A 26,991-nucleotide genomic window follows, 5' to 3' on the forward strand; every position below is an offset into this window, starting at 1 on the left:
TCATTCTGCTTATTATGGACACCAACCTCACACTGGAACTTTTCATCGGCCGGGGAATGATTGACAAATCCCTGGCAAAGGACATCAAGGAGGAAATGATCGCCTCCGGCAAGGAACTGCCGGAAGTGCTTGCAGACTTCGGCATCATCGGCAGCAAGGATGATATCTGGCAGATGATTGCCAGCGACCTGGGTACGGAATTCATTACACTGGACAACTTCCAGCCGGATCCGAACGTGCAGAACATGATGCCGGCCACGCTCGTGCGCCTGCACGGGGCGCTCCCTGTGCGGCACGGTCCGGAAGGCCTGTACGTCTGCCTGGTGGATCCCCTGAATCCTCAGACGGTGGAAGACCTGCGCTTCGCCCTCGGCCAGGACATCCATGTTCTGGTAGCGCCGGATTACCAGATTTCCGAACGCATCAATGAGCTTTATGGAGGCGAATCCGCCGCCATGTCCGACCTGATGCAGGAACTGAACAACATGCAGGTCAACAATGAGACGGAGGATTCCGCCGCCGCTCCCGTCATCCGCTTTGTGGACCTCGTCATTACACAGGCCATCAAGGAAAAGGCCTCCGACATTCACTTCGAACCTTTTGAGAAGGAATTCAAAATCCGCTACCGTGTGGACGGCGCCCTGTATGAAATGCAGCCTCCCCCCGTCCACCTGTCCGTACCGGTCATTTCCCGCGTCAAGGTCATGGCAAACATGAACATTGCGGAACGCCGCATTCCGCAGGACGGCCGCATCGTCAAGCAGATAGGAAACCGTTCCGTGGACATGCGCGTTTCCTCCCTTCCCACTCAGTACGGAGAATCCGTGGTGCTCCGCGTTCTGGACCGCTCTTCCGTCAACTTGAACATGGACAACCTGGGGCTTCCCGCGCATATCCACGAATATATTCTGGATACGGTCCACAAGCCCAACGGCATTTTCATCGTTACCGGCCCCACCGGCGCCGGCAAGACAACTACGCTGTATGCCGCCCTGCGTGAAATCAATACCATTGATTCCAAGGTGCTGACGGCAGAAGACCCTGTTGAATACGATATTGACGGCATCATCCAGATTCCTATCAATGAAGCCATCGGCCTGGATTTCCCAATGGTTCTCCGCGCCTTCCTGCGGCAGGACCCGGACCGTATTCTGGTAGGGGAAATGCGAGACATGGCAACAGCGCAGATCGCCATCCAGGCATCCCTGACGGGCCACCTGGTTCTCTCCACCCTGCACACGAACGACTCTGCCGGAGCCATTACGCGACTGGTGGACATGGGGTGCGAACCTTTCCTGGTAGCGGCCTCCCTGGAAGGGGTGCTTGCACAGCGCCTGGTGCGCACCATCTGTCCGGACTGCCGCACCCCGTATGAACCCTCATCCACCATCCTCTCCCAGCTTGGCGTATCTCCCTATGAATTGGGGGACAAGCACTTTTTCACTGGCCGCGGCTGTGATAAATGCTCCAATTCCGGCTACAGGGGCCGCAAGGGGATTTATGAGCTTCTGGATATTAACGACACCCTGCGTGACATGATTACGGATCGCGCTCCCTCCGTGGTGCTGAAACAGAAGGCTATTGAAATGGGAATGTCCACGCTGAGAGAAGACGGGCTGAGAAATATTTATGACGGCAACACTACTATTGAAGAAGTGCTGAAATATACTTAATGGACAGCCGGACGCCATTGCTTCCCCACTTATTTCAATCACCAAGAAAAAACACTTAAGAAACAACATATATGCCTAAATATCAATACACAGCACTTGACCATAAAGGCGACCAGAAAACAGGCTCCCTGGAGGCCAACTCCGAAGCGGAGGCCATGGAAGCCATCCGGGCGCATGGCCTGTACCCCACCCAGATCGTAGAAGCGGGCAAGGGCAAGATTCAACAGACGCCTGCCGCCAAGAAAAAGGCCAAGGGGGCCAAGAAGCAAAAAGGCAAACTGGGAGGCAAAATCAAGGCCAAGGCTCTGATGATTTTCACCCGCCAGCTTGCTACTCTGATTGACGCAGGGCTTCCCCTGCTCCAGAGTCTGAACGTGCTGGCCAAACAGGAGGCAAACCCCAACCTGCGCGTAACTATCGAAGCTCTGGGAGATTCCGTTCAGGGCGGCTCCACCTTCTCGGAAGCCCTGGCCCAACACCCCAGAATCTTTGACCGCCTGTTTGTCAACATGGTAAAGGCCGGGGAACTGGGCGGTGTGCTGGAAGTCGTGCTGAACCGTCTGGCGGAATACCAGGAAAAGGCTCAAAAGCTGAAAAGCAAGGTGATCTCCGCCATGGTGTATCCCTCCATCGTCCTGTTTATCGCCGTAGGCATCGTGATCTTCCTGATGCTGGTCATCGTGCCCAAATTCAAGGCGATGTTCGCAGAGCAGAATCAGGAACTTCCCGGTATTTCCGAGTTTGTGTTCGGCATCAGCGACTGGTTCATGGCCGCCCCCTTCTTTGTGCCCAATGCCGTCATTCTGGCCGCTGTGGTCGCCATCCTGTACGCTGTTTTCACGGCCATGAGCAAGACGCCCAACGGACGCCGCAAGATTGACTCCGCTCTGCTGACCATGCCGGTCATCGGCAATGTGCAGAGCAAAAGCGCCATTGCCCGCTTCGCCCGAACCTTCGGCACGCTGGTGACTTCCGGCGTTCCCATCCTCCAGGCGCTTACCATCACGAAGGATACCGCCGGCAACATGATCGTGGGAGACGCCATCGGCCTCATCCATGACTCCGTCAAGGAGGGCGAATCCGTAGTTACGCCCATGTCCTCCTCCAAGCTTTTCCCGCCCATGGTAATCTCCATGGTGGACGTGGGGGAAGAAACCGGCCAGCTGCCGGACATGCTCCTGAAAATCGCGGACGTGTATGATGATGAAGTGGACAATGCCGTGGGAGCTATGACCTCCATGCTGGAACCCATCATGATCGTATTCTTGGCCGTGGTCGTGGGCGGCATCGTGTTCGCCATGTTCCTGCCCCTCCTGCAGGTTATTGAAAAGATGGGGTAACCCCTCAAGCAGAATCAGATGAAAAATCATTCCGCATACCGTCGGCTCCGGGAAACAAAGGGGTTCACCCTCATGGAAATCCTGGTAGTGATGGTGATCATCGTGGTGCTGGCCACGCTGACCATCTCCATTTACACCTGGCTTGAAACCAGAAAGAACGAACAGGCTACGGAATCCATTGTCCGCAAAATTGAAATGGGGTTGGAGAGCTACCACAGCGACCATGACCGCTACCCCTACGGCACGGAAGCTCCCTTCAATAATCACGGCGTAGCCGTGGCCAACGGGGAGGAATACAGTTCCAACGTGGTTTACATGGCTCTGTTCGGCGACCATAAGAATGAGGGTATTCCTTCCAGGGATACAACCATTTACAATGATGAGTTGAACCCCTCTACGCAGCCCAAAAGCAACCCGACTGTCCGGGAAGTCCATGTGAAAAGCAAGGACGGCAGGCCGGTTACCCTTTATATTCTTGCGGATCCATGGGGTTCCCCCTACCGCTACCGCCTGGGCAGCGAGCAGTCCATCCCCACCAGAACCGACAGGGCCAAAAACCTGAAAATGGGCAACGGCCTGAATCCGGATTATGATTTCTGGTCTTTCGGAAAAGACGGGGATAGTGATTTGAAAGATCCGCACGCCCCTGAAAACGAAGATGACATCGGCAACCTGCCGAAGTTCTGACCTTACCGGTATTTTTCCGCGCACGGCTTCTTTTCCGGCAGCCTTCCTCCCCTTCCAGTGGAGGAAGGCTTTGTGCATGGAGGGACTATTTTCTGGCATCCGCACGGCTTCTGAAGTATGATTTGGGCACTGACATGAAACGCATTTCCCTGATCGTTCCCTGCCTGAATGAAGAAGAAGCCATTCCGGCGTTCAAGCAAGAAATAGACCGGGTCTTCAAGGAATGCCTGGAGGGCTACGCCCCGGAACTTATCTTCGTGGACGACGGTTCCACGGACCGCTCCCTGGAAATGATTAAGAAAATGGCGGAACACTCCCCTGAAGTAAAATTCATTTCCTTCTCCCGCAATTTCGGGAAGGAAGCCGCCATCTATGCGGGCCTGGAAGCGGCCACAGGGGATTATGCCGCCGTCATGGATGTGGACCTTCAGGATCCTCCTTCTCTGCTCCCGGATATGCTGAAAGCCATTGAGAAGGAAGGATATGACTGTGCGGGGACGCGCCGCGTCACCCGGCAGGGGGAACCGCTGCTGCGGTCCTTTTTCGCCCGCGCCTTTTATAAGACGATTCATCAAATATCGGACACCCGCATCGTGGACGGAGCCCGGGACTACAAGCTGATGACCCGTCCCGTACTGGAAGCCCTGCTTTCCCTGAAGGAGTACAACCGATTTTCCAAGGGGCTGTACGAATGGGTGGGGTTCCGGACCAAATGGTTTGAATATGAAAATGTGGAACGGGTGGCAGGAGAAACCAAGTGGTCTTTCTTCAAGCTGTTCCTGTACTCCATTGAAGGTATCGTGGCCTTTTCCACCGCCCCCCTGGCGCTGGCCTCCATCATAGGGGTACTTCTTTCCTTCATCTCATTCCTTTCCATCATTATCTTGACGGTCCGCGAATTGATCTGGCCCCATTCCGCTTACGGATGGACTTCCCTGGTATGCGTCTTCTGCATGATGGGTGGCATCGTGCTGCTGTGCCTGGGCATTTTGGGCCAATATCTGGCCAAAACCTATACGGAAGTTAAAAAGCGCCCTATTTACATCGCCAGGGAACGTTCCATCAAGCCTTTCAACTAACCTTGCCTATGGACACAGAACCGGATTTCAGCATTATTACGCCCAGCTATAATTACGCCCGCTACGTAAAGGAATGCATAGAGAGCGTCAAAAACCAGGAAGGGGTTACATTTGAACACATTATCCAGGACGCTGGGTCCACGGACGGCACCCTGGATATCCTGCACTCCTACCCTCACCTGAAACTGCATGTGGAAAAGGATTCCGGCATGTCGGAAGGCATTAACCGCGGCTTCCGCAAGGCGCGCGGGAAATGGGTTATGTGGCTGAATACGGACGACCGGCTGTTGCCGGGGGCTCTGGCGGCGGTCAAGGCCTTTGCGGATTCCCGCCCAGATGCGGACATTGTGTATGGAGCATGGAATTTCATCGGACCGGATGGAGAGATCCAACGCGCCATGAAGGCCCTGCCCTACAGTCTGAACATGCACATCTGGTACGGTACCTATCTGGCTTCCACCGCATTGTTCCTGCGCCGGAGCACTACTATTGAAGAGGGGTTCCTGCTGGACGAACGTTTCCACTACGACATGGACGGGGAATATTACGCGCGCCTGGGCCGGGCGGGGAAGAAGTTCGTGCATTACAACAGGCTGCTGGCGGATTTTCGCTGGCATGGCGACAATCTGAGCGCCCCCAATATCGAACGCCGGGACATGGACGCTGAGTTAAAGCGCCAGAAGCAGCACGGAGAGGATGCCGCCATCAAGCGCATTTACGGCCATTCCTTTTCCAAACACAGCTGCAACAATATCATGGACGGCTTCATGCGTGAGGCCTACCGTATGAAAAAGGCCTTCCTTTATCTTACCACTCCCTGGGAAAAGTAACCCGTTCTTTCCTGCTTCTCCCGGAAAAGCCGCTGCCTCCCCCCTTCATCCTCCCATGGGAGGTACAGCCTCGCAACGGCAAGGGCCACAGCCGTTATTACAGCTGCGGCCCTCAATTAACCTGATGGGAAAAAGGCGGCCTTCCCTTAATTAAGGCCGTCAAACAGTTCTTCTTCCCGGAAAAATCTTGCCAGCTCCACGGCGGCGGATTCACGGCTGTCGGACGCATGGCAGATGTTCATCATGCTGTCTGTTCCGAAATCACCGCGGATTGTGCCTTTCTCTGCCTTCTGGGAATTGGTGGGCCCCAGCAGTTCGCGCACGCGCACAATAACGCCGGGCCCTTTCAGGGCAATGGCAATGACCGGAGAACTGGTCATGAAATCAAGCAGCTTCGGGAAAAGCGGTTCCCCATTGATGACCAGGTCCAGAATATGGGCGTAATGTTCCCGGAGCACCGGTTCATCAAGCTGGATCATCTTTATGCCGCGCAGGCGAAACCCTTCGGACAAAAAACGTTTCAAAATGGTGCCGGAAAGGTTTTTCCGCACACAGTCGGGCTTCAGCAAAATCAGCGTTGTTTCTTCTTGAGTGTTTGGCATAAAATCAGCGAAGTTTCAGGATGGAGTGAGGGAATTACACCCTAATCCCCGTCAGGTCAAGGATAATTGCACAACTGGTCTTTTCTGTTGGGAAAGGACTTCGTCACAAATTCCTCTTATAGGAATCGCACCGGTTCCGCCATCCGGCAAGCCAGCGCGCTTCTCCGCGGCCCGGCGGACTGTTGTCCACGCGGCGCTGAAGCACCCTTTTGGCCGCTTCCGCAAATTCAACCGCCGCAGGCTGTCCGGGAGAAACGGAGCGCATTTCCTCCAGCACCTGCCTGAGCCCCCAGCCTATCCCCCGGTAATGTTCCGCCGGATTGGTTCCTTCTCCCTTGAAATTCACGTAGTCAATCAGGGCATACATGCCGTTGGGAACCGACGCCACGGCGTAATAGCGGGCCGCCATCTCTTCCGGGCGGCGGGACTGGCCCTTGATACGCTCCAGAGCGGCCACAGACCTGGCAATAATGAAATCCGCCTGCATTTGCAGGGCCGCCGGACTGGACAACCACCGGCGCATCCGTTCAGGAAGACCGCCGCGAACGTCCGCCGCTTCAAATTCCTTTCTGGTCCGCCACGGAGCCGCACCGGAAAACCATTCCGGAACCCGGATTCCCCTCCTGCGGCAGAACTGAATGAAAGCAGGGAAACTTTCCTCAAACCTTTCCGTGACTCCGGCAGGAAACCAGATGAAATGTCCGATGCCCAGGGAAGGAAACGCTTCTCCCCGGTTCCAGGAAACCAGCCCCCTTATTGTCCCGGCACATTCGTTTTGCCAGATTTTCCGCGCAATTTTTGCCTTCACTTCCCCCGCATCCGGCGCCGCCTGAACCCAGACGGGCACGCAACACGCAAACATCAGGACGCAACCTGCCGTTTTTCCATGCATGCAGATACTTTCCTTTCCCAACGCAGACAAGTCAAGCCGCTTCAATTTCCCGTGCCAAAGCCGGCGGTTCATGCTACCCTTGCCGTGCACGGCATGATTCTGGCGTTCAATAAACCTTACGGTATTCTCTCCCAATTTACGAAGGAGGCTCCCCACCACCGGACCCTGGCTGAATTCGGTTTTCCTCCCGGCGTGTATCCTGTAGGAAGGCTGGATGCGGATTCGGAAGGGCTGCTTCTTTTATCCGATGAGAAGGGCCTGGCGGACCGTCTCCTGAACCCCTCCGGCAGGCATCCCAGAACCTATTGGAGCCAGGTGGAAGGCACTCCTTCCGAAACGGACCTTCGCCCTCTGGAACTCGGGGGCCTCCGCATCCGCGGGTACTGCACGCTGCCTTGCCGGGCACGCCTCATGCGCAGGGAGCCTGACGTGCCGCCCCGCATCCCTCCCGTCCGCTACCGCGCCTCCATTCCCACCTCATGGCTGGAATTGACGCTGGTGGAAGGGAAAAACCGCCAGGTGCGGCGCATGACCGCCGCCATCGGCTTTCCCACGCTCCGGCTTCTTCGTGCCAGAATCGGAAATTTCTCCCTGGCGGGACTGAAACCCGGCGCATGGAAAGAACTGGATTCCCGCGAGCGAAGGCAGCTCATGCCGTAATATAGGCTTGATTCCGAGCAGGAACCGTTTTTATATCTCTCTCCGCATCAGGATATCTACCTAGACCTTTTTACATGAAAGCCGAACTCGTCGAACAAGCCTCCAAAATCATTCCCGAGCCCCAAATGCTGATCAACGTGGTTTCCCGCCGCGTAGCCCAGCTTAATAATGGCCGCGCCCCGCTGGTGCCTACCACGCCCCATATGGGCAATGCGAACATTGCCCTGACGGAAATCATTGAAGGCAAGCTCGTCTATCATACGGAATCCGGCAGCCTCCAGGAAGACAACCAGTAATAATACATTCCCTTTATTGCCGTTCCGGATCGGAATTCCGTACGGAATCCTCTCTATCCGGCCAGGCCCCGGTCTCCCAGCCCGGGGCCTTTTCATCCTTCTCCCCTTCGTGCCATGAGCTCCGACATCTCCACCAACAAAAAAGCCCGCCGGGATTACGAAATTCTGGACACCTACGAATGCGGCATGGAACTCAAGGGAACGGAAGTCAAGTCCATCCGCGCCGGCAAGGTGAATATTGCCGATTCCTTCGCCAGGGTGGAAAACGGCCAGATGCTCTTGTACGGCTGCGACATCCAGCCCTGGGAGACGGCGGGAGAATTCTTCCAGCACCAGGCGCGCCGGCCCCGCCGCCTTCTTCTCCATAAACGGGAAATTTTCAAACTGGAACAGCAGACTTCCCAGAAAGGCTGCTCCCTGGTAGCTCTCAAGCTGTATTGGAAAAACGGCAAGGTGAAACTGGCTTTAGGCCTGGGCAAGGGCAAAACCCACCGCGACCAGCGCTACGATTTGAAAGCCCGCGTGGAAATGCGCGAAGCCCAGCGGGAAGTGGCCCGCATCAACCGCCGGTAAGTCAGGCGGCAACCGCGCAGTTGCCGTCCGCTTCTTCCCGGAAGCCTTTCTCTGTCCCAGCCATTCCCTGATAACCGGTATCTGCCCGGGATAAACGGCAACGCCGCCAAAGGAGGGAAACCAGACCCACTCCATCGCCCGGGAAAAGAACCGGCCACAGCCGGCCAGGCATGCCCGCAGAAAAAGTTACAATTTCCAATCTACGGGCAATTCCACCTGGCCGCCCTTTTTATCATCATAACGGATGAAACCGTGTTCCGCTCCGTACCAGTGCACATCCCGCGTCACCTTCACGTCAAAACAGCAATAACGGGCTATATCCATTAAAAGCTCCGTATTGCCCGTCTGCACGTATTCCGCCCACCATTTGAGAGCCTGGGTGCCCACGGCCGTTTTTGAAGAACCGATGGAGGCAGCCGCCACGGAATCCAGCTTGACGCGCACTCCCCCGCGCTGTTCGATGTCCTTGCACAAATCAAGGTTGTTCGTGATATCAATCATGTTCCACATCGTATAACGCTGCAACACGCCATAGTCGAAATGCTCGTGGTTGTAACCCACCACCAGGTCGGCTTGGGAAAGCTGCCGGATGAGATCATCCACCATTTCCTCGGAATAAATCGTATATTTTCCGGAAGCCGTGGAATAAGTCACGCCCACGGAAAGGCGCATCTCGGCCGTATTGTGCCAGCCGCCCACCTCCGCCGCGGAATGACGGGTTTCCAAATCAAAATACACGATGTCTCTCATCGGGTGAAAACGTACATTATTTGCCACTTTTGGACAAGTCCCACTTGAACGGGAGGCATGTTTGTGATGAGAATAAGCACATGCAGCCCCGTTTCCACATCGTCATGTTTCATCCGGAAATTCCGCATAATACGGGAGCTGCCGGACGGTTGGCTTTGGCAACGGGTTCCAGGCTCCATCTGATCAAACCTTTGGGGTTCAGCCTGGATGAAAAGCATGTGCGCCGTACGGGGCTGGACTATTGGGCCAAAGTGGATCTGCATGTCTGGGACAGCCTGGAGGAATTGAAGCAGGCGGCAGCCCCCGGAGCGCAATTCTGGTACCTGAGCACCAAGGCGCCACGTTCCCATTGGGATGCGGTTTTTCATGCGGGGGACTATCTGGTTTTTGGACCGGAATCCCGAGGACTGCCGGAAAGCATGCTGAGAGAGCACGCAGATACCGCCCTGACGATTCCGATGCCCGGGGAAGGAGCCCGCAGCCTGAATCTATCCACAGCCGTAGCTGTTGTTCTTTATGAAGGACTGCGCCAGACAGGCATTTGACGAAGCCGCCGCGGCCATCACGGGAAAAAGAGATCTGAAAATCCCAGCCGGCTCTTTTCCGGCATATTTCCTGCGCATCAAATATTCTTCTACGGGAAAGGCATAAAACTCCACCGTAACACGGGCCACCCGGTCAGACGGGTTGCGGGGGGGAGGGGGGGCTCCCATCAGCCCCCCGGAATCACTTGAAAGGCGTCTCTGCAAAAGTGCCATGTGCTCCACTATATGGAAGGACAGTCAAAAGAACATCAACGTCTAGAACTAACCGCTAATATAGAATCTCCGGAATCCCGCAGCCCAAAGGCTCACCGCCAGTACTACGGGAATCATTTCCCCAGCCAGACGGAACGGAGAGAAGGAAGGAAATGCCCAAGGCAATAAACAAACATTACGGAGAAGCGGTAGACACTTACAGAAAAGGCGCCGGAAGTAATATCCGGCGCCTTTCCTGATTAAAACCTGTCACCGCATGTCGATCGTAGGAACCGGAATGCGGTCCTTGGGTCCTGTGTAAAGAGTCAGCGGCCTGTACAACGTGTTATCCTCCATTTGTTCCAGAACCTGGGCCACCCAGCCGCTACAGCGGGCAATGGAGAAAATGGCGGTAAACAGCCTGGTGGGGATCCCGATGCTGTAATAAACCGTGGCGGAATAAAAATCCACATTGGCATTCAAGCCCTTGCGCTCCCGGACAAGTTTCGCGATGCGTTCCGACATGCGGATCCACTTGGGTTCCCCGATTCGGGAGGAAAGGCGGATGGCCATGCGTCGCAAATGCGGGGCGCGGGGATCCAACACGCGGTACACGCGGTGGCCCATACCCATGATTTTTTCCTTCCGCGCCAGCTTGTCCTCAATGTAGGAGTCCACCCGGTCCTCTGTGCCTATTTCCTTGAGCATTTCAATCACGCCCTCATTGGCGCCCCCATGAAGCGGCCCTTTCAGCGTGCCGATGGCCGCTGTGATGGCGGAATACATGTCCGAAAGCGTGGCGATGCAGACACGCGCCGCAAAGGTGGAGGCATTCATGCCGTGGTCTGCGTGCAAAATGTAGGCTACCTCCAGAATATGGGCTTCATCCTGATCCGGTTCCTCACCCTTCAGCAACCACAGGAAATGTTCCGCCTCGCTCAGATCCTCCCGAACGGGGGGAAGCTCCAGACCCTGGCACAAACGGTAGTAATACGCCACCATCACGGGAACCTTGGCAATGAGGCTGAGGCCTATTTCCTTCAACTGCCCGGCGTCCTTCGTCCGGTCGTCATACATGCCGAGCATGGAAACAGCCGTCCGGAGGGCGGACATGGGCCGGGCGGACTTGGTGGCCGTTTTGAAGAAATCCAGAATGGGCTGGGGCAGGTCGCGGTCGGAACGGAGGCGCTTCTTGATGCCCTCCAATTCCTCCCGGTTGGGAAGACGCTTGTTGAGAAGCAGATAAACCACTTCTTCAAAACAGCACATCTCCACCAGATCATCGATATCGTAGCCCAGATACAACAGACGCCCTTCCTCGCCGCGCACGTCACTCAAAGCGGATTCATTGGCGATGATTCCTTTTAAACCTTTGGGATATGCGAGGCGCTCGGAAAAAGTGTCATTGCTCATGTTAAAAAATGCTACTGGTGGTGAATATTACCGGTTAAAAGTCTAACAATCTTCCAAAAAGTCAAACCTTAATTACGCCTTCACGGCCCATGCGGGACGTTTGGCGCGGGTGATGTGCGGAGCCCTCACATACAGCGGTTCCGCCGGACTTTCCAGAAGTTCTTCTCTGCGGGCCTCCGCCAGGGACAGCCACGCGGCCCCGAGCGCCTCTGCAGAAGGAAACACGGGGACAATCCCCGACATTTCCCGGGCGGCCAGATGTTCCGCCGTTTCCGTGGAAAAAACGGGCACGCCTTTTTCCATGCACTCCGCCACGCAGGCGCGGGCCTGCTCCGCAGGCAGCACTGCCGGCACATCCGTCAGAACGCCGTTTTCCAGCCTCCCCCACGTCCAGCCGCCACGCCGGGCATCTGACATTACGCAGGCCTCACCATGATGCAGACCAAGTCCGTTCCAGGAGGAAAAAGCCGCCACGCGGGAACCGTGCACCAGGGAAAGGCCATCCGCCACGGCCAGCGCTACGCGGATTCCGCCGTAAGCGCCCGGACCGGAACCTACCACGATTTCCTTCAAACGCCGCCCTTCCAAAGCATCCAGAACCTGCCGCACCGCCTTGAAAATAGCGGAGGAATGGTTGCGCTCCGCTCTCCATGCCGCCTGGCACAGCAGACTTTCCCCGCTCCAAGCCGCAACGGAAGACTGCACACAGGAAGTTTCCAGAACCAGCAGGACATCTTGCATGCGGTGGATTATACAGGAACAGCCGGCGTGGATAAAACATTTTTTCCTCCGGTTTCTGGAAGAGGAAAATTTGGTTCGCATTTCTCCTCAAGTCCCTTTATGCTGGTTCCAGACCTCACACCGCATGCCCAAGGCTCCCAGACACACACCGCCGCGCCAGGACTGGCGCCGGTATGCAGAAACCGCCCGGAAACCAAGATCCGCGGCAAGCCTCGGCGACATGATGCGGCAATGCAACCGGGACGCCTGGAACAAGACTTACCGCGCCCAGGTATCCTCCGAATACTGGGAGGACGAATGCCAGGAATTTTCCTTCATGGATCTCCCGCGCAGAACCCGGTTCATCAGGCATGCCGTAGCCACCCTTATCCTGCTTCCGCTGGCCCTGATCACGGCCATGTCCCTGTGCGACCAGCTAGCCCATGCCTCCGGCAGCCTCAATATTCTCTTCTCCATTCCCGTATGGTATGCCCTGATGGGAGCTGCCGTGTGGGTGGTGCTGGGCAGCAGCAGGCTGTTCACATCCTCCCTGCTGTACCTGTACGTATTGGGGCATGAACTGACGCACGCTCTGGCGGTCATTTGCAGCCACGGCTCCATCCATGCTTTCAAAGCGGATCTGGACGGAGGGTACATCCAGACGGACAAAAACAACATCTTTATCTCCCTTTCCCCCTACTTCCTTCCTCTCTGGGCCATGCTGTGGGGATTGGTATGGGGCGTAACGTACCTCTTCTGGCCTACAGTCACCTGCCAGGCCATTCTTTACTCCGGCCTGGGCTTCTGGTGGTGCTTCCACCTGTTCTGGACGGCATGGATCATTCCCAAGGACCAGCCGGACCTGGCGGACAACGGCACCTTCTTCTCCCTGATTCTCGTATATTTTGCCAATCTTCTTCTCTTCCTGGCGCTCCTGCGCCTGTTCAACGCCGTAAGCCTTCACCGCTTTCTGGCGGATTGCATCCACAATGCGGAAAAATTGTGGGACGTTCTCAGGGACCTCGCCATGCTGGCTGCCGGGCTGTTCCTGTAAAAAATATTCTTTTCCTTACACGGAATGATGAACGGCAGAAGGAGAAAAGGAATCCAACCTTTCAATAGAAAGGAGTTTCCATGCGCACCACACACTTGATCATTCTGACAATGGCCGCAGTTTCCCTGATGGGCTGCAATCCCAAGGAAACGGTAAACGCCCTCACCTCCGACCAGAACGTTACCCAGAAGATGGCCGTGAGATTCGCGGAAAATATGGTTGGCCTGCCACGCGCTCTGGTCGTTTCAGATGCCAGAAAAGCGGCTCCGGGCGACAAAGTCACCGTCAAGGGAGCGGTGATCGGAGATGACCCCGTCTTTTCAAAAAACATTGCTTCCTTCACCATCGGAGACCCGGCTCAGCTCCTGGTCAATATGAAGGAGAAGGGAGTCTGGGCCGCCGGTACGGTACCGGTGGAAATACGGAAAAACAATACGATGACCGTCCAGTTCGTGGATGAACAGGGGCAGCCCATCAAGCACTCCGCCAAAGGCGTGAACGGGCTGAAAGAACAAGACGCCGTCATCATTACCGGAACCATTGATCCCCATTCCACTCCGGAACGTCCGGTGCTGAACATTGAAAGCATCGTGATTGAGTAACCCCTCTTCTGTGCCAAACCCTGATTCATGTCAAACGGTTCAGGCGTTTTGCGCCTGAACCGTTTTTCATATCAGAATGCGCGCATGGGATTTGATCCAGCATCATTGGGAATGATAACACTGGCCGCTACTTCAGCGGCAGCAGGTGCGGCATCCGCGTCTGCACAGAAAAAAAGCGCGGAAGCCACCAGACAGGCGGCGGACGCAAATGCCGCCACCCTCAGGAACGAAGCGGACCTCCAAAAACAGACAGGGATGGAAAATGCCAAACGCATGCAGCAGGACGCTGCGCGCCAAATGGGAGAAGCCCGACTGGACGCCGCCCAATCTTCCCTGCTTCGGGAAGGCTCCGTTCCAATCAGGGAACAGGCTCTGGCGACACGCCTGCAAACCCGGATTCAGGATGAAGCGGCGGAAGCCATGAGGAACGCCCAATCCCTGTACAACCGCGCCAACATGGAGCAATACACGGGCCGCGCCAATGCAAGAGCCCAGAAAACCTCAGCAATGGGCACCCTGCTCTCCGGATTCGCCCAGGGAGGGAATACCCTCCTCAAATGGTGAAGCGCCTCACAAGGCACCTCCATTTAAACGAAGACAGCCGGAAATTCCGGCGCAAACGCGGAAGCTTCTTAACGCCCCCCCTGCCAGGCTGCCCCGGAAGAGCAGCCTCCCAAAACAGCCTTGCCTGTCTTCCTCACATCACGGGTCACAAGGCCAGCACACTTCCGCTCACCTGCGCTTCCAGGGCAAGCAATTCCCGTTTCGCATCAAGCCCCCCGCCATAACCTGTCAGTTTCTGATTGCTGCCGATGACGCGGTGACAGGGCACGAAAATGGAGATGGGGTTGGTGGCATTAGCGGACGCTACAGCCCGGACAGCCCTCGGATGATGAATGCGGCGCGCCAGCTCTGCATAAGAAATGGTGGAACCGTAAGGGACTTTCATCAATTCATGCCAGACTGAGTTTTGAAATTCCGATCCGGTAAATACAATGGGTATATCAAAGTCTCTGCGTTCCCCCTGGAAATATTCACGGAGCTGGCTTACCGCCTGTTCAATAACCTCGGAAGTCCCTTCTTCATATTCAGCGTTGAGATGCTGGCAAATGCGGCGGTCTATCGTGCCGCGGCGTTTTTCCTTCGCCCAGTCGCAAATGCAAAGATAGCCGCCATATGAGCCAATCATCATTTCTCCAACGGGCGACAGATAACGGATTATTTTAATTGCCTCCATCTTCTTGTCCTTGTTATTGCATAACGCTCTTTCATCCATCCCCTGTACGGCTGGGAAACATTGCTCCATGCCTGCCTGTCATGTCCCGAAGCACAATGTTCCGCCCCAAAGGCTCTTCTCCGGCAGCCTTTAGCACATTTTCTTGCTGTCTGCAATCTTTCTTCCGCATTTGCTTTTTGTTTCCAATCAGACATGAATTCCAAGTTATTCGCCCTCTCCGGCCGGGCGCCGATAATCCGGATACCTGCTTTCCCCTTGAACCATTCCCCATTCAATCAACCATGACGATACCTCGCACAAGAGAGGCAAAATCCTTGCGTTTTTAATGCTGATGCAAGGCTCTGAATAATATTGGGTGGCGTCCCCGGCAGGAATCGAACCTGCATCTAGTCTTTAGGAGAGACCCGTTCTATCCATTGAACTACGGGGACCGGACATGGCCCGTGCGTGACAATAAACGGGAAGGCCTCCGCGCTCAAGCAAAAAGCAGGAGGAGTATGCCATGCATCGTGAATTCGAACAGTATTCACCAGGATAATTTTTACGGATTTCTGCAACTTCCCGTTTCCCCGCCATTCTCCGCACATCCCTGTCCGAATACAGCCATTGCTCCGATTACCTGCCGGAAGCGGCCCAGAATAATGAAATAACCGTCTTCCGCTGCCCCCTCGGGGCCGGAAGGCGCCGCCACTCCCGCAGAGAGTTATTTCCGCTGAATCTTATCGCCAAAAACAACGGAAAGAAAACAATCCCCCAGAAAGCCCCGTCCAGATGTGCCAATGATGAAAAAACAGAGAAGAACAGAACCACTGCATGAGAGAATATCCTCCGGAACAGCATCCCCTCCTGGAAATGGGAACAGGCCATACAAAAATCTTGAGAAGGGGGCGGAAGGGCCGTAGCGTTGCCGTATCATTCCCGCCATGCTCAACTTCGTTTACGATAACAAAACCACTCTTATTTTCGGAAAAGGCACCCACCATGAAACGGGAACCCTTCTCAAGCCGTTAGGCAAAAAAATCCTGCTTCATTACGGTAGCGGCAGCATCAAACGTTCCGGTCTTTACGATGCCGTCACGGCATCCCTGAAAGCCGCCGGCGTGGAGTATGAAGAATTGGGAGGCGTTCAGGCGAACCCCACGCTCCCCCTGGTGTATGAGGGCATCCGCCTCTGCCGGGAACACGGTCTGGGCCTCGTGCTGGCCGTGGGAGGGGGCAGCGTGATTGATTCCGCCAAGGCGATTGCGCTGGGCGTTCCCTACGAAGGGGACGTATGGGAACTATACCTTTCCAAAAAACAGCCTCAGTCCAACCCTCTGCCCGTCGCCACCGTGCTGACCATTCCCGCCGCAGGCAGCGAGAGCAGCCCGAATACGGTCATCACCAATGAAGAAACCAGAAGAAAACTGGGGTACGGTTCCCCCAAACTGCGCCCCGTATTCAGCATTATCAATCCGGAATTGTTCTTCACGCTCCCGCGCCGCCAGATGGCCAACGGCGTCAGCGACATGATGAGCCACATTTTTGAGCGCTATTTCACCAGAACCCTGCATACGGACCTTTCCGACAGCCTTTGTGAAGCCACTCTGCGCACCATCATGAAAAACGCCCGCATCCTGAACGGGGACCTGAATGATTACAACGCCTGGGCGGAGATTGCGTTTTCCGGAAACATCGCCCACAACAACCTGTTGGGCGTAGGCCGCGAACAGGACTGGGGCTGCCACGCCATGGAACACGAATTGAGCGCGCTGTACCATGTGGACCACGGCGCAGGGCTGTCCGTCGTCACCCCGGCCTGGATGAAGTATGTTTCCCCCAAACACCAGGAAATATTCGTGCAATTCGCCGTGAATGTGATGGGTGTGGAAGGTTCTTTCCGGGAACCGGAGGCCATCATCCGGGAAGGTATTTCCCGTCTGGAACGTTTTTACCGGGAATTAGGGCTCCCGACGACTATGGAGGAGCTGGACATCCTTCCCGGGGATTTCCCCCTGATGGCGGAACAGGCCGTCAGTGTGCGCGGCCCCGTCGGCGGCCTGGAAAAGCTGGATGTCCGGGACATCCAGGCCATCTACAGACTGGGTTGCAGCAACATTCAGCACGCATGACGAAAGGGGTAAAACATCCATTCATGAAATTCCCGGCCTTCCAGCATTCCCGGTGTTGTTAACAGCGTTAAGACACTCTCCCTTTTCCCGCAGCCTACTTGCAACTTGCCAAAGATTTTACTTGGAAGTAGTCTGGCGGAATGAACAGATTCTTTTCCGCTCTTTTTCTGGCGGCAGGATTGCTGGCCTCAGGAATGCCGTCTCCGGCGGACGCCTCCACCCCTCCGCAACAACATGCCCCAGCGGAAGTCAAAAGTTCCCCTGTTTCCCCGCAGCAAAGGAAGCAAGCTGTTGAAAACCTTGAAAAACTTCTGGGTAAAAGACTGTTCAAGAAGGCGGCGGAACAGGCTCTGAAACAACTTCATGAATATGACGACCAATACAGCGGGACAGATCTGCTTCTTTACTTCCAGGCTCTTACCCGTCTCAATGCCCTGGATGATTCCATCAATCTGGATTCCATTCTGCAGGAACAGATGAAGCGTCACGGCGGCAACCCATATTTCCTGATGGACGCCGCGCTCCTGTCCCAGAACGCCTGCCATACGTTCAAACTGGTGAACGGCGCCTATATCCGCGGCTCCGGACCATGGGATGGGGAATATTCCGGAGAAGCAAGGGACCGCGTGAAAGCCCTGCGGTGCCTTGTCAAGGCCATGCGGCTGGCGGAAAAGGACAACAACATGAAACTTCTGGGACAACTGCGCTTCATCACGGCACAGGCGTTGCTGGTGAAAGGCAGCCGCTACAGTTCCCCTTCCCCCTTCCAGGCTTACGCCGCCCTGGGGAACCTCACCAGCCTGGAGGAACTGCCGGGGTACGTCGCCAGGGAGGAAGCCCCCCCGTTCCGGAACGTCGCCACCGTGCCCGTCGAGGTCAATGCCAAAACGGGGAAGCCGGAAGTCGTCTTTTACCATGCCTCTTCCTCCTGGGAGACGGCTAAAAACGACGGAGAACGCATGCGCTGGCTGCTGGACGCCGCCATTCAGGCGAATCCGGAACTGGCCAACCAGGTCAATTATTTCACCGCATCCTGGTGCCGCCGGCTGTTCTCTTATGCCAATACGGCGCCGGATCAGGAATTCGTGTACGGTCCCGGCAATGCGGGCATGGTGGCGGGCATCAACCCGGCTAAATTAAAAACGAACCAGACCGTCGTTAAAACCGACCGGACGGGCAACGGCAAATTCCTGCTCGCCACCCTTCCCCCGGATTACGATTTCATCCGGATTGCTTCCGCCGTCCGGATAACTCCGGAGCCGGATGATTACATCAACGCCGCCCATCTGGCAGCGGACGAGTTCCTGGCCCGCAACCAGAGGCCTTCCGCCGCGCAGTTATTAGGAAAAGCCCTTCAGAACTGGAACGCGCAATCCTGGGACAAGAAAGACAGGAAGGAATTTCTGAACGTGGCGGACAACCTGAAGAAACGCATCGCCTCCATCACGGAACCCAACGGGACATTTGATACGGATAAAAGGACGCTGCTGGCAGGAGAACCGGTGACCGTCTCCTTCTCCTACCGCAATGCCTCCCGGGCTTGCGTAGCGGTCCGCCCCGTAGATATGAAGCGGTGGCAGGAAGAGCGCATGGACAAGATCCAGACCTCCAAAACGCTGGAAAAAGCTTACAGAAACGGGTATTCCAATCTGGGAAACCTGCTCTCCAATTTGCTGCATGACTCATCCTGTGCCCGCTATCTGGGGGAGGAAATCAAGGGGGAGGAAATAGCCCTGACTCCCGGGGACCGGCACCTGAACCACATCGCCCATATTCCCGTTCCCACCCGCAAGCCAGGCTGGTATCTGCTTACCGTCACCCTAGAAAACGGCTACCGGTTCCATCGCTTTCTCACTCTGTCAGACATGGTGCTGGTACGCCGTTCCGTTCCGGAAGGCAATCTCTGGTTCCTGGCGGACGCCGGAACGGGAATGCCCGTGGAAGGAGGCAGCCTGCGGATCCTCCGCTACCGGCAGGATAAAACGCTCCAAAAACGCCAGATAAAGGGGATCACGGACAAGGACGGAGCCATGGTGGAAACAATACCTCCCCGCGATTCCAGCGCCTTTTCCTACAACATGTTCCTGGGCATCGCTTCCAAGGGGGAAAGTTATGTGCTGGCGGGAATATCTGACTACGGCTGGGAATCCGGCAATTACCTCATGGATACGGCCAACAAGGCCTCCGACTCCTATTCCTGCTTTTTCCTGGAAAGCCAGCCCGTGTACCGCCCCGGACAGACGGCCCGTTTCAAAGGCGTCCTCTTCCGCCCGGACATCGCGAATCCCGGAACAAAAGACTGCGCCGGGAAAAAACTGACGCTGACCATTGCCTCCCCAACAGGGGATGAGAGCATTTTCCCTCCAAAAACCGTCACGACGGATTCCACAGGCAGCTTTGAACTGGAACTGCTTATTCCTGCGGACGCCCCGCTGGGCCAGTATGGGGCCAAGCTGAAACTGCATGACTCCGCAGACCCGGATTTCCGGCTGTATGCCCCCCTTTTCCGGATGGAAGAGTATAAAAAGCCGGAATTCTCCGTCAGAATGGAAGCCCCCGCCAAACCAGTCCGGCTGGGCCAGCCCATTCCCGTCGCCATTCAGGCGGATTATTACGCGGGCGGCCCCGTAAGCGGGGGAAAGGCAACCATCACGATTACCCGGACGCTGGGAGCGGATGTCTGGACGCCTTACTGGAAATGGAGCTGGCTGTACGACAGGTCTTTCAGCCCGTACAGCATTCCCTTTTCCCCGGATGCGCCTCTGACCATCCTGGAAAAGACGGTGCCGCTGAACAAAGACGGAAAAGCATCCGTAGAATTATCCACGGCGCAGGATGCCCGGGATTTCCCCTCCAACAACGTCACCTACCGCGTTTCCGTCAGCGTGACGGACGCCTCCCTGCGGGAAGTTTCCGCTTCCGGACAGGTCATTGCCACTTTCCGTCCGTTTAATATCTTCACCACCCTGAACTGCGGCTATGCCCCCGCCGGAACGCCGGTCCGGGCATCCATTACCGCAGCCACGGCGGATGGCGCCAAAATTGCCCATGCTAGGGGAACCTGCGTCCTGCAGCATATCCGTGCGGACGGCAGACGGGAAACGCTGGAAACCTGGGATATCGCCACCGGGAAAGATGGGGAAGCCTCCCTGTCCTTCCAGACCGGGGAATCCGGCCTGTATGCCCTTTCCACAACCCTGGAGGACGGGCACGGCAACAAGGTGGAAGAATCCTTCCAGTTCCTTTCCTACGGCAAGGGCAAACAGAATCCTTTTAAAATCAATCCTCTTTCCATCCATCCGGACAAAAAGGAATACGCTCCGGGAGATACGGCCAGGCTGCTCGTCACCTCTGATTATCCGGACGCCCGCGTCTGGACCTTCCTGCGCAACTCCTGGAAAAACGAATCCCGCCGTCTGGTTTCCCTGGACCGGCAGACAGCCCTTGTGGAATGCCGCCTGACCCGGGAAGATATGCCCAATATGGGAGTCAACGCCTTCACCGTCAGAAACGGAGAACTTCATGAGGCTTCCGCCGAACTTCTGATTCCGCCCGCCGGACAGCTTCTGGCTCCTTCCATAGTGCCGGGCAAATCCCAATACCGGCCCGGTGAACAAGGCAACGTCACCATTCAGGTCAAGGGGCCTGACGGCAAACCCGTCAGTAACGGCATCGTCGCCCTGGCCGTTTATGACAAGGCTCTGGAATACATCGCACGCCCCAATATTACGGACATCTCCAAAACCGTATGGGGCAGACTGAACGAAACCGGCTTCCTCAGCCTGAAAAAAATGACGGCTTCCGGCACGCAGCAGGATCGCGGTCCGGGCCAGCCCTCTTTCCAATCCCTGCTCTACAGAAATTACGGACCTATGGCGAGAAAGGCCAAAGGGATCGTTAACGGCTTTGCGGAGGCAGTGTTCGATTCCGGTGCAGATGCTGCCGCAAGCCGCGCATTGGCTACAGGAGCGGCCGCCCCCGCCGCCGTTCCGGTCATGGCCATGGCCGCGGACAAAGAAAGTGCAGAAAGCGAGTCCCTTGCAAACGGACAGGGAAATGCGGACGCACAGGAAAACGGTTCCCCGCACATTCAACTGCGCACCAATTTTGCGGACTGCATCAAGTGGTGCGGCACGCTCAAAACGGATGAAGAAGGAAACGTTGCCGTACCCGTGGAAATGCCGGACAACCTGACCACATGGAAGGCCTCAGCCTGGGTCATCACCCCCGGATTGCAGGTTGGGCAGGCTTCCGCAGAATTCCTGACCACGAAGGACTTCATGGTCAGCATGCAGGCCCCGCGCTTCTTTGTGGAAAAAGACATCGTGATGCTCAGCGCCCTGGTCCGCAACCGGACGGGAAAGGCTGTCCGCGCCCGCGTTTCCATTTCCCTGAAAGACGGGTGCCTGGAACTTCTCCCGGCTGACGATCCGGCCGTGAAGGGGCTTTCCGCAGATACGGATAATTCCGCCGTGCGGGAAGTGGACGTTCCTGCCCAGGGGCAGGCAGTCGTCAACTGGTGGGCTGCCGCCGTCAGGGAGGGAACCGCCGCCGTCGCCATGGAAGCGTCGGCTGGCTCTACCGGAGACGCCATGCAGATGAACTTCCCCGTACTGGTGCACGGCATGAAGCAGCTCCACGCGGAAAGCGCCGCAGTGCTCTCCGGAGAACAGGAAAAGACACTTTCCATTTCCCTGCCGCAGCAGCGGCGCAGGGAGGAAAGCGAACTGGTCGTCAAGGTCTCCCCCAGCATCGCCCTCAGCATGGTGGAGGCCCTGCCCTATCTGGCGGAATACCCCTATGGCTGCGTGGAACAGACGCTCAACCGCTTCCTCCCCGCCCTCGTCGTGACGGACACGCTCAAGCAACTCGGCCTGAATCCCGGAGCGGCGCTGAAAAGCCATCGCAGCCTGAATCCCCGGGACATCAAGAACAAGGCCTTCCATGACAGCGTCATGAAAAAACTGGAACGCAACCCCGTTTATGATGAAGCCGCGCTGAAAAAGATGGCTGCCAGGGGAATCTCCTCCCTCCGGGAAAAACAGCTCTCCAACGGCTCCTGGGGATGGTTCGGAGGGGCGGAAGAGGGAGATCCCGTCATGACGGCCCACGTGGCTCACGGCCTGAAAATTGCTTCAAACACGGTCAACGTGCCGGAAGGCATGATTTCCGGAGCTGTCCGCTGGCTGAAAAACTATCAGGAACGCCAGACAGCTCTTCTTGAACAAGGAGACAAATTCCGGAAACTGGAACAACTGCCGGACGGACCTGAAAAGAAGGAAGCTCTCCGCAAACTGGGGAATTACCGCCTGACGGCCTCCGCGACGGATACCCTGGTCTACTCCGTCCTGGCGGAATGCGGCGTGAAAAACCTGCCTATGGAACGCTACCTGTTCCGTGACAGGCTGGAACTTCCCGTCATCAGCCAGATTCAACTGGCGGAAATCCTGCTGGACGCCCACCGCATGGACGACTTCAACAAGATAATGCCCGTCATCTCCCAATTCCTCCAGCAGGACGATTCCCTGCAAACCGCCTGGCTGCGCCTTCCCAATGCAGGATACTGGTGGCGCTGGTACGGCAGCAGCGCAGCCACGCAGGCGGCCTACCTGAAACTGATGGCCAAGAGCGCCCCCGGCAATCCCGTCACGGCGCGCCTGGCAAAATGGCTGCTCGACAACCGCGCCAACGGTTCCTACTGGGACTCCACCAAAGATACGGCGGATTGTCTGGAAGCCTTGTCCGCCTACCTTCTCCAGACCAGGGAAGGCATGGAGGACATGGAAGCGGAAATCCTGTACGACGGCGTTCCGGTTAAAACAATCGCCAGTACGAAAGAAACCCTGTTCACCTTTGACAACGCCTTCCGCATGAGCGGGAAAGACCTGACGGACGGCAGCCATGTCATCACCATCCGCAGGAAAAAGGGCAGAGGGAACATTTATGCCAATGCCACCCTCAGCTACTTCTCCCTGGAAGATCCCATTCCCGCCGCGGGGAATGCCGTCACCGTGGAACGCTCCTACTACCGCATCCGGAAGGAAACGGTGAAAGACGGTTCCGTGAAGGACACCCAGACGGATGCAGGGGAGCTCGTCTCCCAGGGCAGAGACCTGACACGGCGCACGCTGTTGAAAAACGGGGACGTCATTGCCAGCGGCGACATCATTGAAGTGGTGATGACCGTGAAAACGAAGAACGACGTGGAATACCTCATGCTCCTGGACCCCAAGCCCGCAGGCTGCGAATCCCGGGAAACCGCCAGCGGCTACGCCCGGCTGGGAACCGTCTTCGGCTACAGGGAAATAGGGGATGAGGAAATACGCCTCTTCCTTTCCTCCCTTCCCATGGGCCAGTACCAGATCAGCCACCGCCTGCGCGCGGAACGTCCGGGACGCTTCAGCGCCCTTCCGGCCGTCATTGAGGCCATGTACGCCCCGGAACTCCGCGGCAACAGCCGGGAACACAAAATCGGCATCTCCATGCCATAAGACCTTCTGGAAATATCCGTCATTCCATGATGGCCCCGGCGGATATTCCGCCGGGCGCCTCTGGAAGCAGGCCGGTCAGGTGAAGAGCGGCCTGTCTGCCTTCCCCCTCACCTTCCTTTTCCGTCTCCCGCCCGTTTTTCCAACGTCATGGACTCCGGATCATACCGGTAATGAATAATGCTGCCGTCCAGCAACAGAGGAATCACCTGTTCAATAATCCCCAGAGGAACGGAAAACCATTCCCGCGGACGACACAGCCGCCCGCTCCCATCCCTGATTTCCAAATCCAGGCAGGCGGCGGCAAAGAAATGGTGAAGCAGGTTTTCCGCCTTGCGGGCATCCAGATTGTAACAATCCCACTTCCTCACGGGAATGACATCCGCCATCAGATACGTCGCCTCATGGCGAGCATGGGCAATACGTTCTTCCAGAGGCACGGAACTTACCCCTATTTTGTACAGATGAGGAATGGCCCGCACTTCCGGGAGCCTGCTGGCGGATTTCAGCACATACACGCAGCCGGTAAGGCAGTCATCTTCATTTACGGGGCCTTCCAGCTTCAATTCCGTTTCATCCGGCTCGCTGACCAGGCGGCCGCCGTCATACAAGGCACAAAACAGGGAGCGCATCAGCAGATCGGCCTCCGTTCCATTTTCAAAAATCACGCGCAAACGGTTATTCCGTTCTTTGCGGCGGTTATACGTAGTCTCTCCCTTATCGGCTATATAGGCCAGCATCCCTTTCAACAGAACAAAATTTCCCTGTTCCAGCACATTTTTCTGCCCATTGGCCACACGTGAAGTATGGCGTTTACCCTCATTCAGTTCACGCTGGCACCGCGCAAAAAGTTCCCGGAACAGCTCAAAATTCCGGCATGGCACGCGTTTGGCAATATATTCCGGCAGCTCCCGCCGGGGCAGAGCGCTCACGTCAAAAATATCCGCAGCGTCTTCATCCTCCAGCAGAGCCTCCATGCTCTTATCATGGAACACCTCCTCCACCGTGGCAGGCGGCTGGGGCAGCAGCCCGTGCCGGTCAATGGGGCGCAGCTGGGCCGCCCTGACGGGATCCTGACGGATTTGTTCCAGCCGGGCGGCCAGCCTGCGTTCATTCATGGATAGCCCCTTGACCGGTTCCCTCCCGCATTCATCCACAAAACGGGAGATCTCCTCAAAAGACTCCGCCAGCCTGTCCCCCCTGCTCACAGGGACTCGCTCCGGCTTGCTGTCCAGGTGGATCCCGGCTTCCTCCGCCTCCTCAAAAATGGCAGCAAGCCTTCTTTCCAGCGCTTCCTTATCCATGCCGCGCCCTCCTCCGTTTTTCCCTGCGTATCAGCACCAGGGCCTGCCCCAAAGTGGCTTCATTGGCATCCTCCGCGTTCGGGTCAGGTTCCCTGCCGCGCGCCTTGTTGAAAGCCAGCACAGATTCCCACAGCAGAACGGCCTCTTGCAGCCCCAGGGTGATGCGCGTTTCCGCAATGGCATCCCGTATCAGCCGCAAAACGGGGGCTGTCAGTTGCTTGGACATAATCTCAAATGCCCCGCGGAAGGGATTAATTCCGTCTATCAGGTTGATATCCAAATCATTAACATTAACAAATTTTTCACCCATCTTAATAAATTCCCGGCTCTGACCGCTCACGGAATCCTTCTCTTCCCTGATTTCCCCGCTCCTGATGGCGCAATCCGTCACCACGGCCTGACGCACTTCTTCCCGTTCCTCTTCCGTCAATCCGGGATAGCGTTCCGCAATGATTTTAGGCACCAGCACCTTATTGACGATGCGGGGGTCCGCATCCGGATGGGCAATCAGCTTTCTGACCGTATCATCCTGCATGATGCGGGCTTTCAAATCCGCCAGGTCATTCTCCACGATATCCCTCACACGCCCGGTGCCCGGTTCTTTGAATCCGCGGATGTGAATCGTCCCCGGCCTGCGTTCGTCCTCGCTCTCCGCACGGGCCCGGAATTTGAATTCCGGGGTCAGCACCTGCTCCATCAGCAGGGAGGCCGTCACCGCTTTCAACATATTATTCACCGCCAGCGTCACTTCCTCATCCTTCGCCGCCGGGGCGGCCACCAGATTGGTGAACTGGGCATGGGTCTTGCCCGGGCAGTCGCGCGTGGCGCGGCCGATAATCTGGATGATCTCCGTCAAAGACCCCCGGTAACCCACCGTCAGGGCATGTTCGCACCAGGGCCAGTCAAAGCCTTCCTTGGCCATGCCCAGGGCAATGATAATATCCAGTTCATCCTTCTGTTTCACTTTACGCAGATAAGCCACCAGCCTGTTGCGGTGGGCGGCCTCATCATTCACCAAATCCGCCACTTTCAGCACGCGCCCGTCCGCGCGGCGGCGCACGTAAAGGAGGCCATTCTCCGGGTCTTCTCCCTCCACCGTGCCCATGATATCCAGAATATGGCCTACTTCATCATACTTTTCTTTGGTGGATTCCCCGCTGTTCACATGGGGAATGTGCAGGATGGTCTTCCTGTCCGTATCCAGAACCTCCGGCAGGGCGTCCAGATAACGGCCCTGGTAAAAATGATAGCCTATCCCCAGGGATTTCAAATGCCTGTACCCGTTCAGCTGGTCATAATACGTATACACTACCCGGCTGAACCTGGCTTCATCTTCCGGCAGCAGAATGGGCACATTGTCCCCGCGGAAGTAGGAGCCCGTCATGGCCAGCACATGGGCGTCCGTTTCCCTCATCACGTCATGCAGAAGAGCGCCCAGCCGGCTGCTTTCACGGTCCGCGGACACATGGTGAAATTCATCTATCCCCAGCAGGCAGCCGCTGAACGCTTCCGTAGCCAGCTTTTCAAACGCGAAGCGTAGCGTGGCATGCGTGCAAATCAGGATGCGGGCCTCGCTCTCCATAAACTCCACAAAACGGGCCACCTTGCCGGCATCCGCTCCGGGCGTGCACAGGTTGTAGCGCAAGTCCGGCGTCCAGTCCGCGAAAAATCCGCTTTCCGTCAGCCGTACGGGCGCGAAAGAACCGCCAATCGTCCGTTCCGGCACAGCCACAATCACCTTGCGCAGCCCCTGCCGTTCCAGCTTATCCAGAGCCAGATACATCAGCGCACGGCTCTTGCCGGATGCCGGCGGCGCCTTTAGCAGCAGATACCGCTCACGCCTTTTGGCGTACGCGCGCGCCTGCATATCGCGCATCCCCAGCGCGTCCACCGCCGTGCTGGTCCCCGTGGCCCCGTAGTTGACCTGCATCATGTTCATGTTT

22 protein-coding genes and 1 tRNA gene are annotated in these 26,991 nt (G+C 56.6%); 14 read left to right on the top strand and 9 right to left on the bottom strand.

Annotated elements, in window-relative coordinates; genetic code table 11:
* Positions 1-14 precede the first annotated feature (14 nt).
* From WW58_RS04920 to WW58_RS04940, 5 genes are all read left to right on the top strand, one after another.
* Positions 15-1,673 carry a GspE/PulE family protein gene (locus WW58_RS04920; RefSeq protein WP_012420620.1) on the top strand — a complete coding sequence of 553 codons (1,659 nt, stop codon included), beginning with the start codon at positions 15-17 and terminating at the stop codon, positions 1,671-1,673.
* Between the two features lie 71 nt (positions 1,674-1,744).
* Positions 1,745-3,013 carry a type II secretion system F family protein gene (locus WW58_RS04925; protein WP_046435767.1) on the top strand — a complete coding sequence of 423 codons (1,269 nt, stop codon included), beginning with the start codon at positions 1,745-1,747 and terminating at the stop codon, positions 3,011-3,013.
* 18 nt (positions 3,014-3,031) lie between these two features.
* The gene (locus WW58_RS13010; RefSeq protein WP_094139497.1) at positions 3,032-3,700 is read left to right on the top strand and encodes a prepilin-type N-terminal cleavage/methylation domain-containing protein; all 669 of its coding nucleotides are present in this window, start codon (positions 3,032-3,034) and stop codon (positions 3,698-3,700) included.
* A gap of 134 nt (positions 3,701-3,834) precedes the next feature.
* Complete coding sequence (locus WW58_RS04935) at positions 3,835-4,779, top strand: glycosyltransferase family 2 protein (protein WP_046435768.1); 945 nt, start codon at positions 3,835-3,837, stop codon at positions 4,777-4,779.
* A gap of 8 nt (positions 4,780-4,787) precedes the next feature.
* Positions 4,788-5,609, top strand: coding sequence for a glycosyltransferase family 2 protein (locus WW58_RS04940; protein ID WP_046435769.1), 822 nt, complete (start codon positions 4,788-4,790; stop codon positions 5,607-5,609).
* A 146-nt stretch (positions 5,610-5,755) separates the two neighbouring features.
* Here WW58_RS04940 and WW58_RS04945 read toward each other — a convergent pair whose 3' ends face one another.
* Together WW58_RS04945 and WW58_RS04950 are read right to left on the bottom strand one after the other, a co-directional pair.
* The gene (locus tag WW58_RS04945; protein WP_022198738.1) at positions 5,756-6,211 is read right to left on the bottom strand and encodes a nucleoside-diphosphate kinase; all 456 of its coding nucleotides are present in this window, start codon (positions 6,209-6,211) and stop codon (positions 5,756-5,758) included.
* Between the two features lie 103 nt (positions 6,212-6,314).
* A complete protein-coding gene (locus tag WW58_RS04950; protein WP_215836757.1) occupies positions 6,315-7,175 on the bottom strand; it encodes a hypothetical protein in 861 nt (286 codons plus the stop codon).
* A gap of 21 nt (positions 7,176-7,196) precedes the next feature.
* On the opposite strand from WW58_RS04950, the gene WW58_RS04955 reads away from it, so the two are divergent.
* The 3 genes from WW58_RS04955 (at position 7,197) to smpB (ending at position 8,632) form a co-directional block, all read left to right on the top strand.
* The gene (locus WW58_RS04955; RefSeq protein ID WP_022198736.1) at positions 7,197-7,763 is read left to right on the top strand and encodes a pseudouridine synthase; all 567 of its coding nucleotides are present in this window, start codon (positions 7,197-7,199) and stop codon (positions 7,761-7,763) included.
* 74 nt (positions 7,764-7,837) lie between these two features.
* Positions 7,838-8,059 (top strand): DNA-directed RNA polymerase subunit omega, encoded by a 222-nt coding sequence (locus WW58_RS04960; RefSeq protein ID WP_012420612.1) that lies wholly within the window; start codon positions 7,838-7,840, stop codon positions 8,057-8,059.
* Positions 8,060-8,173: 114 nt separating this feature from the next.
* Positions 8,174-8,632 carry an SsrA-binding protein SmpB gene (gene smpB / locus WW58_RS04965; protein WP_012420611.1) on the top strand — a complete coding sequence of 153 codons (459 nt, stop codon included), beginning with the start codon at positions 8,174-8,176 and terminating at the stop codon, positions 8,630-8,632.
* Between the two features lie 186 nt (positions 8,633-8,818).
* Here the strand turns inward: smpB and WW58_RS04975 are convergent, their stop codons facing one another.
* A complete protein-coding gene (locus WW58_RS04975) occupies positions 8,819-9,382 on the bottom strand; it encodes a ribonuclease H-like domain-containing protein (protein ID WP_022198735.1) in 564 nt (187 codons plus the stop codon).
* An 80-nt stretch (positions 9,383-9,462) separates the two neighbouring features.
* Between WW58_RS04975 and WW58_RS04980 the strand changes: the two genes are divergently transcribed.
* A complete protein-coding gene (locus tag WW58_RS04980; protein ID WP_012420609.1) occupies positions 9,463-9,927 on the top strand; it encodes a tRNA (cytidine(34)-2'-O)-methyltransferase in 465 nt (154 codons plus the stop codon).
* 462 nt (positions 9,928-10,389) lie between these two features.
* Here the strand turns inward: WW58_RS04980 and WW58_RS04985 are convergent, their stop codons facing one another.
* Complete coding sequence (locus WW58_RS04985) at positions 10,390-11,532, bottom strand: citrate/2-methylcitrate synthase (RefSeq protein WP_046435771.1); 1,143 nt, start codon at positions 11,530-11,532, stop codon at positions 10,390-10,392.
* Between the two features lie 72 nt (positions 11,533-11,604).
* Positions 11,605-12,273, bottom strand: coding sequence for a tRNA (adenosine(37)-N6)-threonylcarbamoyltransferase complex dimerization subunit type 1 TsaB (tsaB, locus tag WW58_RS04990; protein ID WP_164907723.1), 669 nt, complete (start codon positions 12,271-12,273; stop codon positions 11,605-11,607).
* 124 nt (positions 12,274-12,397) lie between these two features.
* Here tsaB and WW58_RS04995 point away from each other — a divergent pair, with 124 nt between their 5' ends.
* From WW58_RS04995 to WW58_RS05005, 3 genes are all read left to right on the top strand, one after another.
* Positions 12,398-13,306, top strand: a complete 909-nt coding sequence (locus WW58_RS04995; RefSeq protein WP_128155069.1) for a hypothetical protein — start codon at positions 12,398-12,400, stop codon at positions 13,304-13,306.
* Positions 13,307-13,386: 80 nt separating this feature from the next.
* Positions 13,387-13,908, top strand: a complete 522-nt coding sequence (locus WW58_RS05000) for a hypothetical protein (protein WP_102734525.1) — start codon at positions 13,387-13,389, stop codon at positions 13,906-13,908.
* A gap of 111 nt (positions 13,909-14,019) precedes the next feature.
* Positions 14,020-14,472, top strand: a complete 453-nt coding sequence (locus WW58_RS05005) for a hypothetical protein (protein ID WP_128220536.1) — start codon at positions 14,020-14,022, stop codon at positions 14,470-14,472.
* A 145-nt stretch (positions 14,473-14,617) separates the two neighbouring features.
* Here the strand turns inward: WW58_RS05005 and WW58_RS05010 are convergent, their stop codons facing one another.
* Together WW58_RS05010 and WW58_RS05015 are read right to left on the bottom strand one after the other, a co-directional pair.
* The gene (locus WW58_RS05010) at positions 14,618-15,145 is read right to left on the bottom strand and encodes a methylated-DNA--[protein]-cysteine S-methyltransferase (RefSeq protein ID WP_046435892.1); all 528 of its coding nucleotides are present in this window, start codon (positions 15,143-15,145) and stop codon (positions 14,618-14,620) included.
* Positions 15,146-15,501: 356 nt separating this feature from the next.
* A tRNA-Arg gene (locus WW58_RS05015) sits at positions 15,502-15,576 on the bottom strand.
* Positions 15,577-16,068: 492 nt separating this feature from the next.
* Between WW58_RS05015 and WW58_RS05025 the strand changes: the two genes are divergently transcribed.
* Together WW58_RS05025 and WW58_RS05030 are read left to right on the top strand one after the other, a co-directional pair.
* Positions 16,069-17,256 carry an iron-containing alcohol dehydrogenase gene (locus WW58_RS05025; protein ID WP_046435778.1) on the top strand — a complete coding sequence of 396 codons (1,188 nt, stop codon included), beginning with the start codon at positions 16,069-16,071 and terminating at the stop codon, positions 17,254-17,256.
* 140 nt (positions 17,257-17,396) lie between these two features.
* Entirely contained in the window at positions 17,397-23,747 is a 6,351-nt protein-coding gene (locus tag WW58_RS05030) for an alpha-2-macroglobulin family protein (RefSeq protein WP_046435779.1), read from the top strand.
* A gap of 107 nt (positions 23,748-23,854) precedes the next feature.
* Here WW58_RS05030 and WW58_RS05035 read toward each other — a convergent pair whose 3' ends face one another.
* Both WW58_RS05035 and WW58_RS05040 read right to left on the bottom strand, forming a co-directional pair.
* Positions 23,855-25,048: a GIY-YIG nuclease family protein gene (locus tag WW58_RS05035; RefSeq protein ID WP_046435781.1), complete on the bottom strand. Its 1,194-nt coding sequence runs from the start codon at positions 25,046-25,048 to the stop codon at positions 23,855-23,857.
* Positions 25,041-26,987 carry a DEAD/DEAH box helicase gene (locus WW58_RS05040; protein WP_046435783.1) on the bottom strand — a complete coding sequence of 649 codons (1,947 nt, stop codon included), beginning with the start codon at positions 26,985-26,987 and terminating at the stop codon, positions 25,041-25,043. Before WW58_RS05040 ends, WW58_RS05035 begins: the two co-directional genes overlap by 8 nt.
* Positions 26,988-26,991 lie beyond the last annotated feature (4 nt).

Origin of the sequence: Akkermansia sp. UNK.MGS-1 (assembly GCF_000980515.1) — a bacterium.
GTDB classification, from domain to species: domain Bacteria; phylum Verrucomicrobiota; class Verrucomicrobiia; order Verrucomicrobiales; family Akkermansiaceae; genus Akkermansia; species Akkermansia muciniphila.

Coding starts and splice junctions, on each gene's coding strand:
- WW58_RS04920 (WP_012420620.1), top strand. CDS start 15: ATGGACACCAACCTCACACTGGAACTTTTCATCGGCCGGGGAATGATT.
- WW58_RS04925 (WP_046435767.1), top strand. CDS start 1,745: ATGCCTAAATATCAATACACAGCACTTGACCATAAAGGCGACCAGAAA.
- WW58_RS13010 (WP_094139497.1), top strand. CDS start 3,032: ATGAAAAATCATTCCGCATACCGTCGGCTCCGGGAAACAAAGGGGTTC.
- WW58_RS04935 (WP_046435768.1), top strand. CDS start 3,835: ATGAAACGCATTTCCCTGATCGTTCCCTGCCTGAATGAAGAAGAAGCC.
- WW58_RS04940 (WP_046435769.1), top strand. CDS start 4,788: ATGGACACAGAACCGGATTTCAGCATTATTACGCCCAGCTATAATTAC.
- WW58_RS04945 (WP_022198738.1), bottom strand. CDS start 6,211: ATGCCAAACACTCAAGAAGAAACAACGCTGATTTTGCTGAAGCCCGAC.
- WW58_RS04950 (WP_215836757.1), bottom strand. CDS start 7,175: ATGAACCGCCGGCTTTGGCACGGGAAATTGAAGCGGCTTGACTTGTCT.
- WW58_RS04955 (WP_022198736.1), top strand. CDS start 7,197: ATGATTCTGGCGTTCAATAAACCTTACGGTATTCTCTCCCAATTTACG.
- WW58_RS04960 (WP_012420612.1), top strand. CDS start 7,838: ATGAAAGCCGAACTCGTCGAACAAGCCTCCAAAATCATTCCCGAGCCC.
- smpB (WP_012420611.1), top strand. CDS start 8,174: ATGAGCTCCGACATCTCCACCAACAAAAAAGCCCGCCGGGATTACGAA.
- WW58_RS04975 (WP_022198735.1), bottom strand. CDS start 9,382: ATGAGAGACATCGTGTATTTTGATTTGGAAACCCGTCATTCCGCGGCG.
- WW58_RS04980 (WP_012420609.1), top strand. CDS start 9,463: ATGCAGCCCCGTTTCCACATCGTCATGTTTCATCCGGAAATTCCGCAT.
- WW58_RS04985 (WP_046435771.1), bottom strand. CDS start 11,532: ATGAGCAATGACACTTTTTCCGAGCGCCTCGCATATCCCAAAGGTTTA.
- tsaB (WP_164907723.1), bottom strand. CDS start 12,273: ATGCAAGATGTCCTGCTGGTTCTGGAAACTTCCTGTGTGCAGTCTTCC.
- WW58_RS04995 (WP_128155069.1), top strand. CDS start 12,398: ATGCCCAAGGCTCCCAGACACACACCGCCGCGCCAGGACTGGCGCCGG.
- WW58_RS05000 (WP_102734525.1), top strand. CDS start 13,387: ATGCGCACCACACACTTGATCATTCTGACAATGGCCGCAGTTTCCCTG.
- WW58_RS05005 (WP_128220536.1), top strand. CDS start 14,020: ATGATAACACTGGCCGCTACTTCAGCGGCAGCAGGTGCGGCATCCGCG.
- WW58_RS05010 (WP_046435892.1), bottom strand. CDS start 15,145: ATGGAGGCAATTAAAATAATCCGTTATCTGTCGCCCGTTGGAGAAATG.
- WW58_RS05025 (WP_046435778.1), top strand. CDS start 16,069: ATGCTCAACTTCGTTTACGATAACAAAACCACTCTTATTTTCGGAAAA.
- WW58_RS05030 (WP_046435779.1), top strand. CDS start 17,397: ATGAACAGATTCTTTTCCGCTCTTTTTCTGGCGGCAGGATTGCTGGCC.
- WW58_RS05035 (WP_046435781.1), bottom strand. CDS start 25,048: ATGGATAAGGAAGCGCTGGAAAGAAGGCTTGCTGCCATTTTTGAGGAG.
- WW58_RS05040 (WP_046435783.1), bottom strand. CDS start 26,987: ATGAACATGATGCAGGTCAACTACGGGGCCACGGGGACCAGCACGGCG.